Below are 16958 nucleotides of genomic sequence, written 5' to 3'. Positions count from 1 at the left end.
TATTATCTATTTTTTTTTCTAGGGTCATTAGCATCAAAGAAATGCCAAGATACCAATAGGTCTTGTACAACTTTAGTATTTAGTGTTCCTACTTCATTAGAATTAGGGAAGTAAGCAAATACTTTATTATCAAAAGGATAAATAAATACCTCTGCATTGTAGTCTGCGACTAAATCTTCCATGATGATTTCACAAAATGGTCGATACTTTTTAACTGTATCTTCTATGAAGCTATTTCTTACCTCATACTGATCTACCTGAACTCTTGGTAAGGAAGTTACGAATTGATAAACAGCAGCAGAATCTAAAGCTTTTACATTTTGAACAGAATAAAAAGGATCTTTGAATGTTATATTAACATCATTTTCTGGATTTCTATTATATGTAAGTTCAAAATTCTTCAATGTTCTCCAAGAAGTTCTAAAAACTGTTTTATCTCTCCAATCTTTTTCATTGGCATCAAACAATTCTTCTAGGTTTAAGAACTGACCTGGCATTTCAATACTAAAGATTTCACCATTTCTATTTCCATATGCCATTACATCCCCTTCGGAAGCAATGGTCCCTGTAAATACCGGAGTAGATGCGACATACACAGTAATATCTTTTCCGTCCGTTGGCATACTTTTCTTGTTCTCGATGATTTGTGTTTGTTGCATTGCTTGAAAAACACGTCCAACAAACATAGGTGAGACATCTACCTTACCATTCATTACCCACCTACCATCTTCTAAACGAACAATAGACTGGCCATTAATGTCAAATTGATTGACTTGAGATAGGTCCGCTAAGTTGAAAAAGGGCTTTCCCTTTACATCGTTACTTTGCAAAGGGAAAACGGAAAAAACAGAGAATACTATGGCTGACACCAATATGATATTGACTCCAATTAAGACCTTTAGTTTATTAGTCATCGTTTATTTTTAGTTTTCTTCGGCTGTTTTTACATCTGCTTCAATTTGAAGCGTAGTTTCAGGATGATCAGGATCGTTTGTGATCACTGTGATCGACTTTGTTACTTTTCTATTGTAATTACCGGCAGTAAAAGTAACATCAAGTGTAGTACTTTCTCCCGGAGCCAATTGTGTTTTTTGAGGTTTTGTCGCTGTACATCCACAAGAAGCTTTTACTTTTCTTATGATTAACTCATTGCCTCCTTTATTTGTAATTTTGAATGCAGTAGATTTTTTATCCAATGCTTTCATTTCACCAAACTCATGTTTTTTAGTATTGAACTCTACTTTTGGCCAAGTCGATTGATCTTTTGAGACATTACTAAAGTCTTCTTTGACATGAGCACTAATATTGATTCTCTTTTTGGGTTGCTTAATATCTGATGTTGGTAATTGAAAATATTCAAATAAATAACCATAATCCCCTTTCAAAGCTGCATCATAACTTATATATAACGTTGCAGTATCTTCGGAAGCTAATTTATCCTTAGAACCCCAAACTTTAACATAGTCCGGTGTCTTTGCATCCTTATAATTGATGGCGATTTCTGATTTCCCTTCATTATATAATACTGTACTCAACGTATCTTTGTCAGTATTTTTGATATTTGTAAATACTAAGTGAGTTGTCTTGAATCGAACATTTCCAATTTCCATAGGGTACCAATCTTTAGGCCCTTTTGGTCTTGGAATTACATTTCCTTTTATCGTTAACAGCAATACTTGTGGTTGACCGTCTGTTCTTACTGAAATCGTTTTATTAAATGTACCAGGTCTATTTTTTGTAGAGTAACTTACTTCTATAAACCCCTTACCACCAGCGGCTACCGGGTCTGTTGACCAATTAGGAGTAGTACAACCACAACTTGCTTTTACACTAGTTAATTTTAGAGGTTTGTTTCCATTATTTGTAAAATCAAAGATTACTTTTGCATCTCCATCTTCTTCATTGATATCCCCAAAGTCATGCACTGTTTTTTCAAATTGAATCTTTCCTTGTCCGTAAGAATTGGACATTCCAAAGAAAATTGAAAATACTAAAAGCAGTACCGAACTAAATTTTGCTTTCATCTTATCTTATATTTACTTGAATTATATATATCTAACTAAGCTACTTCTTCGCTAAAACACAAAAATAAAAAGATCATTTATATACTGACAATCATTTTTTAGCGTTTATTGAATAAGTGGCAAAAAAGTTGTAACTAAAGTTTTGAATAGTTATTAAACTTTCATTAAAAAATAGTATAATTGGACTACAGTCCAATAACAGAATCAAGACTTTATCTAATTTTTTAGCTATCTGATTTTAGTTAAAGAGATTTTTTAAACGAACTAAGCATTAAGGCCGGAAGAATTATGGCATATATGGAACATTTTAGTGTTAAGACTTTCAAGCAACAACTGTCTGCTAGAAAAATCTCCTTGGCATTCCAAGGTATTTTTTCTCAGGACGTACTTGCTTTGATAGGTAAGAGTTTAAGGAACACTCCAGAAAGTAGGGTAATTGCTAAACGTCTTTTCGCCATTGTTATTGAAATGGCTCAAAATATTCACCATTATTCTGCAGAAAAACAATACTCTGAAAAGGATGGAAGAGATATTGGCGTGGGAATTGTAGCTATAGCTGAAGATGATGATCATTATATCATCACATCAGGTAACTGTATTATTAAAACAGAAGTTCCTCCTTTAATAGAAAGGGCAAACTATATTAATGGGTTGTCTCCCGATAAATTGAAACAATTTTACAGAGAACAACGCAAAGCTCCACAACGAGAAGGGAAACCTGGTGCAAACTTAGGTTTTATAGACATGGTTCGTAAGTCCGGAAACCCGATTGAAATAAACATAAAAGACTACGACGAGACCAGGTCATTTTTTATATTGTCAGTAAAAGTTAATAAAGAACTTTAAAATCAAATAGCATGGAAAACTTCCATATTGACGGATCCACATATATTCCAAGAATTGATTTCAATGCTCAGACAGGCGTTTTAGAATTGGAAGGCGAATCGTATCATGAGTATACTACTGAGTTTTTTGGCCCTATCTTCTCATGGTTAGAAGACTACCTAGAAGCTCCAGGAAAGGAAATTACATTAAACTTTAAGATGTCTTATTTCAATACTTCATCTTCTAGACGTTTCCTTGAAATATTAACAATGTTAGAAGATTACCAAAATGACAAAGAAGGTAAAGTTACTGTCAATTGGTATTACGAAGAAAATGATGTAGATATGTTAGAAAGCGGTGAAGAATACGCTGATGACGTTGAGCTTTCATTTAATTTACTTCCATATTAAGGGATTAATATTAGTAGGACTACTAAAAAAATTCAAGGTTGCATGATATACAATTCAAGCAACCTTTTTTTATTGCTAATTTACTCTTGGATGAAACTCTGTCACCACTTGTTGGAGGTAATCTTTATTAAGGTGCGTATAGATCTCAGTGGTTGTAATTGATTCATGTCCTAGCATTTCTTGAACAGCCCTAAGATCTGCTCCACCCTCTACCATATGTGAGGCAAATGAATGTCTAAATGTATGAGGGCTAATATTTTTACCCAACTGGATTTCTTCTGCCAACCTTTTCACTATAGTAAAAATCATAACTCTAGTAAGCTTAGCTCCTCTTCTATTGAGAAAGAGTATACTTTCTGAACCTTTCTTTGGCGTTTTAGTATGTCTATCGTTTTGGAGGTATAAGTCCACTTGATGTATTGCTTCTTCACCAATTGGTACAAATCGTTCTTTATCTCCTTTGCCTACAACTTTAATAAAACCTTCTTCAAAATAAAGGCAGTCTAGTGTAAGGTTGATTAATTCTGAAACTCTTAGTCCGCATCCATATAGTACTTCAATAATAGCATGGTTTCTCCTCCCTTCATAAGTAGTGTGGTTAATTGCTGCTATTAAGTTATCTATTTCTTCTACTTCAAGAGTATCTGGCAGTTTTTTAGGTAAACGAGGAGCCTCTATCAGTTCGACTGGATTGTTTTCGGTCTGATCTGTTTCGTTGAGATATAAAAAAAATGATTTCAGTGAAGACAATATGCGAGCTTGAGAAGATGTAGCCAAGAAGAACTCTTTATTCAAGTACATCATAAATTGCATGATGTCATCTCTTGTTAAAGTATTAGGCTTCTCTGTAGATTCTATCAGTAATAGAAAATCTTTTAATTTCCTTACATCCCGAATATATGCTTCCAGAGTATTATCAGACATTCCTCTTTCCAATCTCAAGTAAAGAGAGTAGTCTTTTATTGAAGTATTCCAATCCATTAAATATCGTCCATATTAGACCAACGTTCTCTCATTTTTTGCTTTTCCCATTCTCTTCTTAAAGCCAAACGAGCCAAAGCATCTGCAATATCAGTTAAACTACCTTGTTCAAAAGCCTCTTTTACGAGATCTTCTCGAACATCAATTCTATACAAACCGTTCATCAATCTTGAAGAGTCAGTACGTAATAGGTGTTCAAAATATTCTGATAATTTATCTGCTGTTTCTCCAAATGAATCGGCTTTGAAGTCAGGTTCTTCAATTTCAAAACGTTCCCGTAATTTATTCCAAGCTTCTAAATACATAGTCTACTGTTTAGACATAAAAATAGGATGTTTTTTTCAAAACACCCTATAAATATTTTTGGTAATCTATTTCTTTATGCAAACGAGAGTACTAAGCCCACTCGTCCGTTTCAATAGCTTCTAAAACTTCTACTAGGCCATCAAAGGTATTTACACCTACAGCAACCTCAGAACCACCTTTTAAAGCTATACCTTCTGGTTTCGCCTCATCCAATAGATCATTTACAGTATTTTCATTAAAGCCACCAGCGATAATCACTTTATATTCTTCTGTTAACTGACGAATAGATGCATAATCCTGTGCCGTTAAATCAGCAGAAAACTCTAATAGGAATAAATCTACTTTTTGCTCCAACATCGACATTTGTTGTTCTGTTTCTTCCAAAGAAGTCACTTCAATCTTGTACATTAAAGTTTTTCCTCTGTTAGAAAGGTCATCAACTAAAGCGGGGTTGTCAGTAACGATGGTTTCGATAGCATCATAAGCAGCAAAGTCTACATCTGCTGAAGAGTATACCTCACCTGCAAATTTAATTCCTGCCAACCAACTTGCGATCTCTTTGTATTTATCTGCTGAAACATAGCGTGGGTGACTCTCTTCGATAGGAAAACCAATCATTTCCACTCCCATTCCTGCACAATATCTACCGTCTCCCAAATTATCTACATCTGAAACAAATACGCGTGTTTTCAGTCCCATAAAATTTTATAATTACGTTGTAAGTATCCTTAGAAAATACCCCAATTTTGTTTAATAATAATTATTTTTGCAAAGGTTGTAAAATAGATTGAAAGGAGGAAATCAATATTCAAGTTTATACGTACAACTACCTTATATTAAGAGTTTTTTAATCACCCCTTTAAAATAAGAATCAACATGGCAGTTATCGATGCAAATGATAGCAATTTCCAAGAGTTATTATCTCAAAATGATAAAGTTGTAGTAAAATATTTCGCAGGATGGTGTGGCAGCTGTCGTTTATTCAAACCAAAATTTAAAAGACTTTCAGGTGATGAACGTTTTGAGGGTATTGCTTTTCTTGATGTAAACGCTGAAGAAAGTCCTGAAGCAAGAGCATTAGCAGGAGTTAATAACCTTCCATTTTTTGCCATTTTCAAAGATGGTAAATTAGTTGAAGGAGGTCCAATGTCTAAAGAAGATGCTGTTGTAGAACTTATCGAAAAATTGAAATAATGAAAATACCAGTTATAAAAAAATTAGTAGAAACCTACTCATTGGAAGAGCTTCAAGCTGCCGAAGAGGCTTTAGCTGAAGAACAACAACCCACTATTGAGATTGGTGGTGATGATGAAGGGGAACAACTTACTCATGCATTTGCGGCAATCTGGATAAAAGAAAAAGTAGATGCTGGTGAAGACTTTAAAGTTGCTTTAAGAGCTTACACTTCAATGGTGAGAGGTTCTATTTCATAGCAATCTTTAGTGATTTATTTTTTAGTTTGTAGAAATTTAATCACTTCTAGCGAAAAGGCTCAATCTTTAATAAGGTTGGGCCTTTTTTTATTCTCTTTTATCAAAACTTTAATTTAAGGTGGTATTTCCTTCGAGATTATTAATTATTTGTTCAAAAAATATCATACTTGAATAGAAACAATTACCTTTATTCCCAAGTATTATTATTAATCGAAATTACAATACAATGTCTATTAAATTTCTAGAATCACTAGAACAAACAATTAAGGAAAGATTCGATAATCCTTCGGAATCGTCTTACACGAGCAGCTTATTTGCCAAAGGAATTAATAAAGTAGCTCAAAAAGTAGGAGAAGAAGCGGTAGAATTAGTGATTGAGGCTAAAGATGATAATGAAGACTTATTCTTAAATGAAGCAGCAGATTTAATGTATCATTATATTGTACTATTAAGAGCTAAAGGTTACAGTTTAGAAGACGTTACTAAGATTTTAGAAGAACGTCACAAATAAATTAGATTGTTCTGTAGCTTTTTGTTATCTTATATTGTATCGATTAGAATCAATAAATTAGCACTACTGTCTACGTAACCATCATGAAAACCCTAGAATCCATTTCTTTCCAAAACATTGAACTCATTGAAAACTTTTTCGATGGTAAACTTTCCCACTTAGAAAGTCAGAAATTCCTACGTCAATTGATGTCTGATGCTGAACTAAGGGATGACTTTGATTTGGTAATTGAAATGAGTCCACAAATGGTTTCATGGTCTTTAGAAAAAAAGCGTAGAGTAAGGCTAGCATTTTCTACTCGACATTATGGAGTATCTTCTTTGCCTTCTAAAGGTAATTTAGCAAAAGACTTAGTTGCTTATGGTACAGCGACCGTAGCAGCAGCAGGTTTATTAGTCTTTATTAGTGGCCTTTTTGTCTTCTTTGCTTCATAAGCTTTGATTTACAAAACTTTACGAAAGTAATATATAGAAAAAAGGCTACCTTTTGAAAAGGTAGCCTTTTTTTGAAAACGAAAAATTATATATCTGATTATTAGCGTATCTTTTAGCAAGTAGAACTATTTTTAATGACATATCGCTATGTCATAATTAAGTCGCTAATCTATGACACAAAATTAAGTAAACGAAACAGTAAATGAAAGCGAATTTTCGCAAAATGCTATATTTTTTATAAAAATCGTCCTAATTTTGCAGAAATTATCTGTATAAAGCGGGTACAAAAAATGAATTGATGTAAATTTAATTCATGATTGCGAAATGCAGTCAACATTCAACCAAGTGTGATAAATCCATTGCCTGTGATTTTAGAGGAAAATATACGTCTTATATTCGGATTGAAAGTCCGTATGCATAGACAAGAACAAAAATTATCATTATCGGAGTTAGCAAAAAGAGCGGAGATGTCGGTTTCATACATCAATGAAATCGAGAAGGGAAAGAAATACCCAAAAAGAAATAAAATCACAGCTCTTGCTGCTGCATTAGGAGTTTCATACGATGAACTTGTTTCTTTAAAGATCTCTAAGAAATTAGGTGCGATCTCCAAGCTTCTTAATTCAAATATTCTTCAGGAATTACCTCTAGATGTTTTTGGTTTAGAGCCAAGAAACCTCTTAGAGTTAATGTCTGATGCTCCATCTAAACTTTCAGCTTTTATTAATACAATTGTTGAAATTTCTAGAAATTATAACCTTACAGTAGAAAACTTTTATTTCTCTGTATTAAGGTCATATCAGGAAATTCACGATAATTATTTTGAAGACATTGAAAAATCTGCAAAAGAGTTTAGAGCAGAGTTTATTAAAGATGGAGAACCACTTGAAGAACAATTAGAACAGTACTTAAAGCAAGTTTGTGGTTATCACTTGGATCACAACTCTATTAGTGAACATCCAGCTTTAGATACTTTTCGATCAATTCTGAAATCAGATACTGATCACTCTAAAACTCTCCTTCTTAATAAAAAATTAAACCAAAGAAGAAGAACTTTTATTTATGCTAGAGAAGCTGCTTTCCATATTTTAGGGTTAGCAGACCGTTCTAAAACCTATTCTTGGATGCAAGTCAAATCATTTGATATGCTATTCAATGATTACATGGCAACGTATTTTGCTGGAGCACTTCTAGTTCCAGAAGAGAGGATCATTGCAGATATCCAAAAGATTTTAGAAGGTAGTACTTTCTCTTTTGATAATTTCATTGAGCTGATTCTTAAGCACAACACTTCTCCTGAGACATTCTTATATAGAATGATGAGTATCCTTCCAAAACACTTTGGTTTAAGTAAAATTTTCTTCTTAAGATTAGATCACAAACCTGGAAGCAATGTATACTCTTTAACAAAAGAGCTTCATTTAGATGGTTTACATAGCCCGCATGGTACAGTACTATCTGAACACTACTGTAGACGTTGGGTCTCTTTAAAAATCTTTGAAGATTTAGAGAAAAACAGAGCGGAAGGAAAGCATGACAAATACATTTGTGATGCTCAAATCTCGAAATACATTACTTCAGGAAAAGAGTATTTTTGTATTAGTGTAGCAAGAGCATTACCATTAGTGGATGAGTCTATCGATACAAGTATTACCATTGGCTTTTTAATGAATGATAAGTTCAGAGAAAAGACCAACATATGGCAATCTGAGAAAGTACGTATGGAGTTCGTTAACGAAACTTGTGAGCGTTGTCCATCTGTAGATTGTTCAGTTAGAGCCTCTGATGCTTTGGTACTCAAAAAACACAGAAAAGAAAAAGAAAGAATTACTGCTTTAGAAGCAATATTAGGAAAAGGTGTTGTATCTTAGTATGCTAACATAAGCTATTACAATACGTCTAACATACTTGAGCTCATATACTGTTAAATATTTCTTCCTCATTTTATGCTTCGTTTTTTTAGGAGCAAAGGCAACTTATGCTCAAAATAAGGGAGATCAGGTATATGAGTTCAATTTTTTTGAAGTCACCTACCCAGAAGCTATTCAAAAAATCACCGATCAATGTGGAGTGAATTTCATCTATAGTGATGACAATATCCCATTGGTAAAAAAAATCACATTCCAACGTAAACAGGCGAAACTATCAGACATCTTAAACTTAATGTTTGATGGAAGATTTTTGGGTTATCGAATTGAAGGAAATGATATTGTTATTTCAGTACATCGTATCCCTTTAGATTCACCAGAAGGACGTCGTTTGACCAAATATCCCATTAATGGAGTGGTAAGAGAAAAAGGAACCAAAGAGACAATTATTGGAGCTACAGTAATTGTTGAGGACTTAAACATTGGTACAGTGACAAACTTTGATGGTTTTTACTCCCTCTCTGTCCCTATAGGTTCTTATCGTATTAAAGTAAAATCACTTGGGTTCTTTGAATATGATACTTTAGTAAAGGTCGAACAGGCTGTAAAGCTGAATGTTCAACTCAATATCATGGAGACCAAATTGAGAGAAGTTTTAGTCATTTCTCGTAACTCTGAAATTTATGAGGGTATTCTCCAACTAAGTAATATCACTAATGTTACGCCAGAAGCCACCAAAGAATTACCGATGATTTTGGGGGAAGGTGATGTTATCAAATCACTGCAACTAATGCCTGGATTTAAGAGTGCGAATGAAGGAAGTAGTGAACTATCTGTTAGAGGAGGAGGAACAGATCAGAATTTATTCTTAATTGACAATGTGCCTATTTACAATGCAACTCACAGTTTAGGTTTTTACTCCATCTTCAATACCAATTCATTAAAAAATGTGACAACCTATAAAAGTGGTATCCCTGCCCAATATGGTGGTAGAGGTTCTTCTGTTATTGATGTTCACTTAAGGGAGGGTAACAACCAGAAATTTAATGTATCTGGTGGAATCGGAACTATTTCTGCCAATGCAACGATAGAAGGTCCTATCAAAAAAGACAAAGCATCTTTTATCATTTCAGGAAGAAGACCTTATACCGATCTATTTCAACTTAATTCTGAAAATGGTGTAAATACAATCGTTTTCTATGATTTGAGTGCTAAAGTGAAGTATCAAATTAATAGTAAAAATACGATTACCACTTCTGGTTATTTTAGTAGAGATAAGCTATCCTTTCAAGATGTTTCTGCAAGTGAGTGGGGTAATAATACCGCCAACATTACTTGGAACTCATTATTATCTCCTAAGACATATAGTAATATGACTTTATGGTACACCCATTATAGTGTATCCAACATTATTAATACTGTACCAGAAACGAGTTATATCACTTCTTATACTTTGGATGATATAGGATTGAAATATAATCTAGAGCACTATTTCACCCCCTATGTCACATTTAAAACAGGTCTTGAGAGTATCTATCATCTTTATAATCAAGGAGACATTGCACCTTATGCCCCTGAAAGTATTGTTACTCCAACAGATGCTCAAGATATTTCAGCAATTGAAAGTGCTGCTTATTTTGACATAGAATGGAATATTGATGAAAAAGTAAAACTAGGTATTGGAGGTAGGTATTCCAGATTTGATAATATCCGAAACAGAAGACAGTATATTTATGAATTAACTCCATTTACATCAACCGGAACACTTAATACGGTTGTTGACACTGTCTTTTATTCTGGTTTTAATATTGATAATAGCTACCACAACTTCAGTCCTAGAGCGTCCATGAGTGTGGCTATCACTCCAAAACATTCTTTGAGGATTGCATATGATAGAATGGCTCAATATGCTCAAGAGTTATCCTTATCCTCTTTACCAAATAATGCTGGGGTTTGGATCCCATCAAATAAACTTATCAAACCACTTATTAATGATCAATACAGTATTGGTTACTTAAGTAAGTTAAAAGATGGTGTTTTCGATTTTTCTTTTGATGCATATTATAAAGATTCAAAAGACATATTAGAGTTTCATCCCAACGGCAGATATTTAGTTACCGACCAAATAGAAAATGATGTGGTGGGAGGTATCGGTAAAAGTTATGGCTTTGAGACGTTATTTAGAAAAAGAAAAGGAAAGTTTACAGGGTCTATGGCTTATACCTATAGCTTTTCATTTATGAAAGTGGATGAGATTAATGATGGTAATTGGTACCCTACCAATCAAGATCAACGCCATGTATTCAATATTTTAGGGTCTTTTCAGTTATCACCACAGATACAATTCTCGGCCGTTTGGAATTATGCCTCTGGCCGTCCTTATACCGCTCCTGAAGGTAAATACATTAAGGATGGATATGTGGTTCCTATTTATGGCGAAAGAAACGCAGCAAGACTTCCAAGTACACATCACTTAGATATTTCTCTTACTTTTTATCGTAAGATGTCTAGGAAGAAACAAAATGAGAGTAGTTTCAATTTCTCTATTTACAATGTGTATGCTCGTAAAAATACTTACTCTTATATTTTTAGAAGTAGCAAAAGTAATCCTGAGCAATTAGAAACTGTAAAAGTCTATTTGTTTAGTATATTGCCGTCCTTTAGTTATAACTTTAAGTTTTAATAGACCTAATGAGAAAATACGTATTCATTTTTTCACTGCTAATAGCGTTTTGTTATAGTTGTGAGGAACCCATTGTACTTAACCTACCATCGGGACCTCAAAGAACTGTAATTGATGCTAATGTATCTGAAAGTGAATATATTTCTCGAGTTATTCTTTCTCGTTCGCTAGGGTTTAATGATACGACAACTTTCCCTGCGATTGAAAATGCCTCTGTTGTATTATTTGCGACTAATTTTGGCAATACTACATTTCCATTTACCTATTCAGGTACTTTCGATTACGGAGCACTTTATACTCCTCAGAGTCAAGTCACTTTAGTTCCTAAGCAATTTTACACTTTAAATGTTTTCTTACCAGGTTCAGAGTTTGAACAAGATACACTCTATCAAGCTCAAGTGAGAATGCCTACAGTTGTTCCTATACAAGATGTAAACTTCAGATATGAACCTAGCGAAGATCGTTACTATGTAAGGATATACTTCTTGGACCCTGAGAAAGAAAATAATTATTATAGTTGGAGAGTATCACAAAAAATCAATGGTGAGTTTATTCTTTTAACACCTGCCAGAGTACCGATAAGTACAGACCAAGGCATTGATGGTAAGGAAGTATTTGTAGAATATCCATATACCTCTTTCACCACAGAAGATACTATTCAGGTACATCTAAAAAGCCTCGATCAAAGTGCTTACAACTACTATGTGTCATTAAACAATTTAATTGAGGCTTCTGGTACGAGTATAACAGTGGATAATCCACCAACTAATTTTGCAAGTACAGTCGTTGGGGAAAATCCTATTGGTTTCTTATCTGTAGAAGGTGTCTCTGATTCTGAAATTATTCCTATCGCAGATTCCGTTTTTGTAGAAGACGAACCTGTTTTGATCGATTAGCTGTTGATAATGGATGCTTTTTGATTCTTAATCACTTTATCCAATAAAGGCTTAAACTTTTTATAGACAAAAAATGCACTACGAACAATTAGTGGTGAGATGTGCTCAATAATTTTTTTTCTAAAGAAAACATATGCCAATGGAATCAACATCACCAAAACAGATTCTAGTTTCTCAACATCTAACATTGTAATAACTGAGATCGCATTAATAAATACAACCATTGTATCAGACAACAAATTCCACAGTTTCTTATTGTTGGATAATTTGAAAAAAGCAAATTCAACTTCGTACCAATGTTTTTTCATCACATTTGATAACTTAGGTTGATAAAGCCTTAAATCTTCATTACATAGGTTCGGGAAGTAATTTATAATATCTGCATCCAATTGAATAACAGTCGTAAAAGAATAAGAATTATGACCTAAAGTAAAAGGTGTTTCAATGGTCATCCCTCCATCTTCAAAAGAATGCCATAATAATTCCGCAGCTTCCTTAGATGCTTTTAGTGTCTGTAATTGTTCTTCTAGTTTTGGTGTTTTAGTCATTATTATGATTATTTACCACCACCAAATATCGATGAAAATGCTTTCCCTGTTAGGTCTGCTACTACCTTAAATAAAGAACTCCAATGTGCTGTTGCTTCATTGGTAGAACTCTGATGAAAGTTCATCACCATATCTCTAAAATCCTTTGGTAGATGTACAAATTTTGGTGTTAGATAAGAAGTTACATCACCATCAATTTGAACAACAGTTTGTAATAATACTTGCTGTGTACCTAACTCCCATGCTTTTCTAATGTTAGTCACTTGCTCTGAAGTGAGATCCAATGGATCAACATTATTCATTTCAGCTAAAGAGATATCATTATTCCAAACAAAAGATCCATTCTGAGAAGGGTATAGATCATAATCTGAATTACATCCTTTCCCATTAAATTCTGCATCATAACCAGTAGTTCCCTGCTTGTTATCGATATCTAATTTATGTCGCTGTTCCTTGAAGAGTCCCATCATTACTGCACTTTGCCTTTCGATACGATACAGCATTTGCATTCGGTTCTTTAATTCTTCTAGTTGTTCAGGAGTTTGCATCTGAGTTTGTAGCTTCTCATAATAAGCTTTTCCATGAACAGCAGCTCTTTTCACTTCATAAAATGAGTACTCCCCTGCTCCAACAAACCTTAAAAGAAACTTGGGATTACCTGCGCCATCCAATGAGGGTGGTTGTCCATTTGCTTTTTCACAAATTCCGTATTCAATTAAAGTTTTTCTATACCTCTGTATGATATCATACAATGCAATACGCTTGTTTGCCGGCATCTTAGCTCCTGTAGTATTTTCTTTAAAAATAGTATTGATTTCTAAAGTCAATAACTCACTGGCTAATGCTTTTAAGGATTGCTCCATTGTTACGTAATTTTAGCTTATTCTTTTTCTTCTTTGTTCTCCTCATCTTCATCTTCCGATGCAACAGAATTAAAATCATCTGCTGGTGCATCAAAATCAATAGCTTCTGCTTCAACATCTTCAGCAGGCATCTCTGCTGCCACTTGATCCATAGCTGCAGGTTGATCGTAATCATACATTGAGTTAGGAGATTCAATCGCTGGAGCTGCTGCTGCCGTGGCTGTTGGATCAAACTGCATTGGAATTTCGGCATAAGTAGCCGGTTGTGCCGCAGCCGTATTTCCATATACTTGTGCAGGATTCTGTCTTGAGAAATCTACCTCAGGAACATCCACTCCTTTTGTTTTTTGATAGAGTTCATATAAGCTAAAAATAGCTTTAATATTATCGTTGATAATCTGATGGCCATGTTGCTCTTTTTGAGCGTGGAAATCTCTTACCCATGCATATTTATCTTGTAGTAGATCGTTGCTAATATGTGTTGTAATATCTCCTTTCAATAGATGAATTTGGCTATTCATCAATTTAAAATCAGTATTTTCTTTCTTGATGATTTCATCTTTCTCTCCTTCTACTCTGTACTCTCCTATCACTGTTTTAATATCTAAAGTGACTAGGTTATTGATATAATCCTCAATATTATTAACAAACTTAGAGAAGAATCCTTGGTTCTCTTGATCTGACATTTTCTTGTTAAGGGTTTAGTTAAAAAAACAATAGTATGGTATTTCCTTTCAATTAAAAATACTGAAAATGAGAATATAAGACACTAAAAATCGACATTCTCACCCTAAAAATATTTCTATTCTTTAATTATTCACCTAATAAATTTGATTTAAAAGGTTGAATTTTCCAAAACATAAGAATAATCTATTCTTTTAAGAAATACTCACAATTAATATTAAAGAGTAGTGTGTATATTTGCACTTTAAAATTCTAGACAGAATTCATATATAATACATATATTCAATCATGACTGAAGTCACAAAAGTATTAGACAAAGAGTTTGTTCCTTTTATCAGCAAAGAGCAAATCGCAGAGCGTAACCGCGAGTTAGGTCAGCAACTTACTAATGATTACGAAGGAAAAGATGTTCTTTTGGTAAGTGTTTTAAACGGAGCGTTTATGTTCACTTCAGATCTTGTAAAAGAAATTAAAACACCACTTGAGATCTCATTCGTAAAATATGCTTCTTATGAAGGGACTCAAAGTACTGGTAAGGTGAAGCAATTGATTGGCTTTAATGCTGACCAAGTAAAAGGCAAACACATTATCATTGTTGAAGATATTGTAGATACAGGTCGTACAATGCAAGCTTTGATCAAAGACTTAGAAGGTATGGAACCTGCTTCAGTTAAAGTAGTATCTTTATTGTTTAAACCTGAAGCTTTAAAAATACCTATTACCGTTGATTATGTTGGTTTTGAAATCGACCCAAGATTTGTTGTAGGCTATGGATTGGATTACGACGGATACGGTAGAAATATTCCAGAAATTTTAGTACTGAAAGATATTTAATCTGAAGTATACAGATAAATAAAAATCCTCATCATATTATAAATGGTGAGGATTTTTTTATTCAATACTATACAAAAATACCTCTCCGGCAGTACCAAAGAGGTATTTCATGAACTTAACTCTCTTAATTTTTTCACTTATCTACTAAGCGTATTCATCTAACTTCACACAAATATACCTCTTTAAAATAAATTGTTTTAATTCAAACATAATAAAATTCACAACAATGTTTAATATTTAACATTATCGGTTTTTATAGATAAAAAAACACCTAAACCGAAGTCTAAGTGTTTTGATTTTTATTTTTTCGAAGATTTTACCTTCTTCTTTTTCTCTTTTTTCCTATTTGCTTTCTTTTTCGCTTCCTTATAGTTTTTCTGATCTGTTTCTATCTCTCGCATCACTGTTTTCCAGTCAGTAGATGTTTCCTCAGAATGCCCTACGATACCTGCATACTCTCCTCTGTCCATTTCATAAACAGCGATTTTGGTACCTGTAAAGTTCTCGATAGCATCCAGAAGTTCTTTTTCCTTCTCCGCACAAAATGCGATTGCATCACCTTTTTGAGTACCACGACCTGTACGACCAACTCTATGCACATAGTTTTCTGGATCATCAGGCAAATCGTAATTAATAACATATTGGACTCCAGGGATATCAATACCTCTAGCAGAAACGTCTGTAGCAATTAATACTTTTACCTCTCCGGATTTATACAGCTTTAAGGCTTCAAATCTTTCTTTTTGATCTTTACCTCCGTGTATTGTTACTGTTTTTATATCTACCCTCGCCATCGCCTTGTGTACTCTTTCGGCTCTGACTTGAGTTCTAACAAATACAAGAATTTTGTCTTCAGGGTGTTCTTTGACAATTCTTTCCAAGAAGAATCTTTTGTCATCCATTTCAACTGAAACGACACCGTGATTTACATTCTTGGAAACAGGATCTTTTGGAGAAATTTGTATTCTAATCGCATTTCTAACTAATGAATAAGCAAGTTTTTTAATTGCTTCATCAATAGTAGCTGAGAAAAACAATGTTTGTCTCTTTTTAGGAAGAAGGCGGATAACATCTTTGATGTCTTTAATAAAACCTTTCTCCAACATGTGATCGGCTTCATCTAGTACTAAGACTTCTACTCGATCTAGTTTGATGTAACCTTGGTGATTCAAATCAAAGAGTCTACCTGGAGTTGCAATTAAAATATCGACTCCTTCTTCTAACTTCTTGATTTGATTATCCTGTTCTACTCCACCATAAATACATAAGATATTCAGCTTTGTGTATTTACCAATTGATGTAAAAACTTCAGTAATCTGTTCTGCCAACTCTCTTGTCGGAGCCATTACAACACTACGAATAACCCTTTTACTTTTTCCTTTGGGCTTATTTCGTAAAAGAGACTCCATAACAGGAATTGCAAACGCAGCGGTCTTACCTGTACCTGTCTGTGCAATTGCTAATACATCCTCACCTTTTAAAATTGGAGGTATTGACTTGAACTGAATATCTGTAGGACGTTTAAATCCATTTTCTGCTATACTCTTTTTTAGAGAAGCAGATATATTATAATTTTCGAATTTCATTCTTTAATCGTGAATTTGTTAGAATAGTGAAGAATAATGATCAGTAATCCATCGACACCATTCTTTCTTCAC

Annotated in this window: 18 protein-coding genes and 1 pseudogene; 10 read left to right on the top strand and 9 right to left on the bottom strand. The window is 33.7% G+C overall.

Features of this window, described 5'->3' with window-relative positions; translation table 11 throughout:
* Positions 1-2: 2 nt before the first annotated feature.
* On the bottom strand, positions 3-914 hold the full coding sequence (locus tag HGP29_RS03550) for a hypothetical protein (protein WP_168880970.1): 912 nt from the start codon (positions 912-914) through the stop codon (positions 3-5).
* A gap of 9 nt (positions 915-923) precedes the next feature.
* Positions 924-2024, bottom strand: coding sequence for a DUF1573 domain-containing protein (locus tag HGP29_RS03545; protein ID WP_168880969.1), 1101 nt, complete (start codon positions 2022-2024; stop codon positions 924-926).
* A gap of 297 nt (positions 2025-2321) precedes the next feature.
* Here HGP29_RS03545 and HGP29_RS03540 point away from each other — a divergent pair, with 297 nt between their 5' ends.
* The gene (locus tag HGP29_RS03540) at positions 2322-2870 is read left to right on the top strand and encodes a SiaB family protein kinase (protein WP_211093190.1); all 549 of its coding nucleotides are present in this window, start codon (positions 2322-2324) and stop codon (positions 2868-2870) included.
* 11 nt (positions 2871-2881) lie between these two features.
* Complete coding sequence (locus tag HGP29_RS03535) at positions 2882-3259, top strand: DUF1987 domain-containing protein (protein ID WP_168880967.1); 378 nt, start codon at positions 2882-2884, stop codon at positions 3257-3259.
* A 75-nt stretch (positions 3260-3334) separates the two neighbouring features.
* Here HGP29_RS03535 and xerD read toward each other — a convergent pair whose 3' ends face one another.
* The 3 genes from xerD to HGP29_RS03520 form a co-directional block, all read right to left on the bottom strand.
* Complete coding sequence (gene xerD / locus HGP29_RS03530; RefSeq protein WP_168880966.1) at positions 3335-4240, bottom strand: site-specific tyrosine recombinase XerD; 906 nt, start codon at positions 4238-4240, stop codon at positions 3335-3337.
* Entirely contained in the window at positions 4240-4545 is a 306-nt protein-coding gene (locus tag HGP29_RS03525) for a hypothetical protein (protein WP_168880965.1), read from the bottom strand. Before HGP29_RS03525 ends, xerD begins: the two co-directional genes overlap by 1 nt.
* A 91-nt stretch (positions 4546-4636) precedes the next feature.
* Positions 4637-5245 (bottom strand): beta/alpha barrel domain-containing protein, encoded by a 609-nt coding sequence (locus HGP29_RS03520; RefSeq protein ID WP_168880964.1) that lies wholly within the window; start codon positions 5243-5245, stop codon positions 4637-4639.
* Positions 5246-5422: 177 nt separating this feature from the next.
* Here HGP29_RS03520 and HGP29_RS03515 point away from each other — a divergent pair, with 177 nt between their 5' ends.
* From HGP29_RS03515 to HGP29_RS03485, 7 genes and pseudogenes are all read left to right on the top strand, one after another.
* Positions 5423-5740 carry a thioredoxin family protein gene (locus HGP29_RS03515; RefSeq protein WP_168880963.1) on the top strand — a complete coding sequence of 106 codons (318 nt, stop codon included), beginning with the start codon at positions 5423-5425 and terminating at the stop codon, positions 5738-5740.
* Positions 5740-5979 carry a DUF6952 family protein gene (locus tag HGP29_RS03510; RefSeq protein WP_168880962.1) on the top strand — a complete coding sequence of 80 codons (240 nt, stop codon included), beginning with the start codon at positions 5740-5742 and terminating at the stop codon, positions 5977-5979. The genes HGP29_RS03515 and HGP29_RS03510 overlap by 1 nt, the downstream gene beginning before the upstream one ends.
* Before the next feature lie 238 nt (positions 5980-6217).
* A pseudogene (hisE, locus tag HGP29_RS03505) lies at positions 6218-6490 on the top strand (phosphoribosyl-ATP diphosphatase); the annotation flags it as partial.
* 83 nt (positions 6491-6573) lie between these two features.
* The gene (locus HGP29_RS03500) at positions 6574-6924 is read left to right on the top strand and encodes a hypothetical protein (RefSeq protein WP_168880960.1); all 351 of its coding nucleotides are present in this window, start codon (positions 6574-6576) and stop codon (positions 6922-6924) included.
* A gap of 347 nt (positions 6925-7271) precedes the next feature.
* Positions 7272-8795 (top strand): helix-turn-helix domain-containing protein, encoded by a 1524-nt coding sequence (locus tag HGP29_RS03495; protein ID WP_317169933.1) that lies wholly within the window; start codon positions 7272-7274, stop codon positions 8793-8795.
* A 37-nt stretch (positions 8796-8832) separates the two neighbouring features.
* The gene (locus tag HGP29_RS03490; protein WP_168880958.1) at positions 8833-11475 is read left to right on the top strand and encodes a TonB-dependent receptor; all 2643 of its coding nucleotides are present in this window, start codon (positions 8833-8835) and stop codon (positions 11473-11475) included.
* A gap of 8 nt (positions 11476-11483) precedes the next feature.
* A complete protein-coding gene (locus HGP29_RS03485) occupies positions 11484-12371 on the top strand; it encodes a DUF4249 family protein (RefSeq protein ID WP_168880957.1) in 888 nt (295 codons plus the stop codon).
* Here the strand turns inward: HGP29_RS03485 and HGP29_RS03480 are convergent.
* From HGP29_RS03480 to HGP29_RS28720, 3 genes are read right to left on the bottom strand one after another with little or no spacing between them, the layout of a single operon-like run.
* On the bottom strand, positions 12368-12919 hold the full coding sequence (locus HGP29_RS03480; protein ID WP_168880956.1) for a hypothetical protein: 552 nt from the start codon (positions 12917-12919) through the stop codon (positions 12368-12370). The two genes, HGP29_RS03485 and HGP29_RS03480, sit on opposite strands and share 4 nt — an antisense overlap.
* Positions 12920-12927: 8 nt before the next feature.
* Positions 12928-13782 carry a hypothetical protein gene (locus tag HGP29_RS03475; protein WP_168880955.1) on the bottom strand — a complete coding sequence of 285 codons (855 nt, stop codon included), beginning with the start codon at positions 13780-13782 and terminating at the stop codon, positions 12928-12930.
* 17 nt (positions 13783-13799) lie between these two features.
* Entirely contained in the window at positions 13800-14468 is a 669-nt protein-coding gene (locus tag HGP29_RS28720) for a hypothetical protein (protein ID WP_211093189.1), read from the bottom strand.
* 286 nt (positions 14469-14754) lie between these two features.
* Between HGP29_RS28720 and hpt the strand changes: the two genes are divergently transcribed.
* Complete coding sequence (gene hpt, locus HGP29_RS03465) at positions 14755-15300, top strand: hypoxanthine phosphoribosyltransferase (RefSeq protein WP_168880954.1); 546 nt, start codon at positions 14755-14757, stop codon at positions 15298-15300.
* Between the two features lie 299 nt (positions 15301-15599).
* Here the strand turns inward: hpt and HGP29_RS03460 are convergent, their stop codons facing one another.
* The gene (locus HGP29_RS03460) at positions 15600-16886 is read right to left on the bottom strand and encodes a DEAD/DEAH box helicase (protein WP_168880953.1); all 1287 of its coding nucleotides are present in this window, start codon (positions 16884-16886) and stop codon (positions 15600-15602) included.
* Positions 16887-16958 lie beyond the last annotated feature (72 nt).

Origin of the sequence: Flammeovirga agarivorans (genome assembly GCF_012641475.1) — a bacterium.
GTDB lineage: Bacteria > Bacteroidota > Bacteroidia > Cytophagales > Flammeovirgaceae > Flammeovirga > Flammeovirga agarivorans.
Note: the sequence above shows the minus strand (reverse complement) of the source record. Positions and strands in the feature narration are given on the sequence as shown.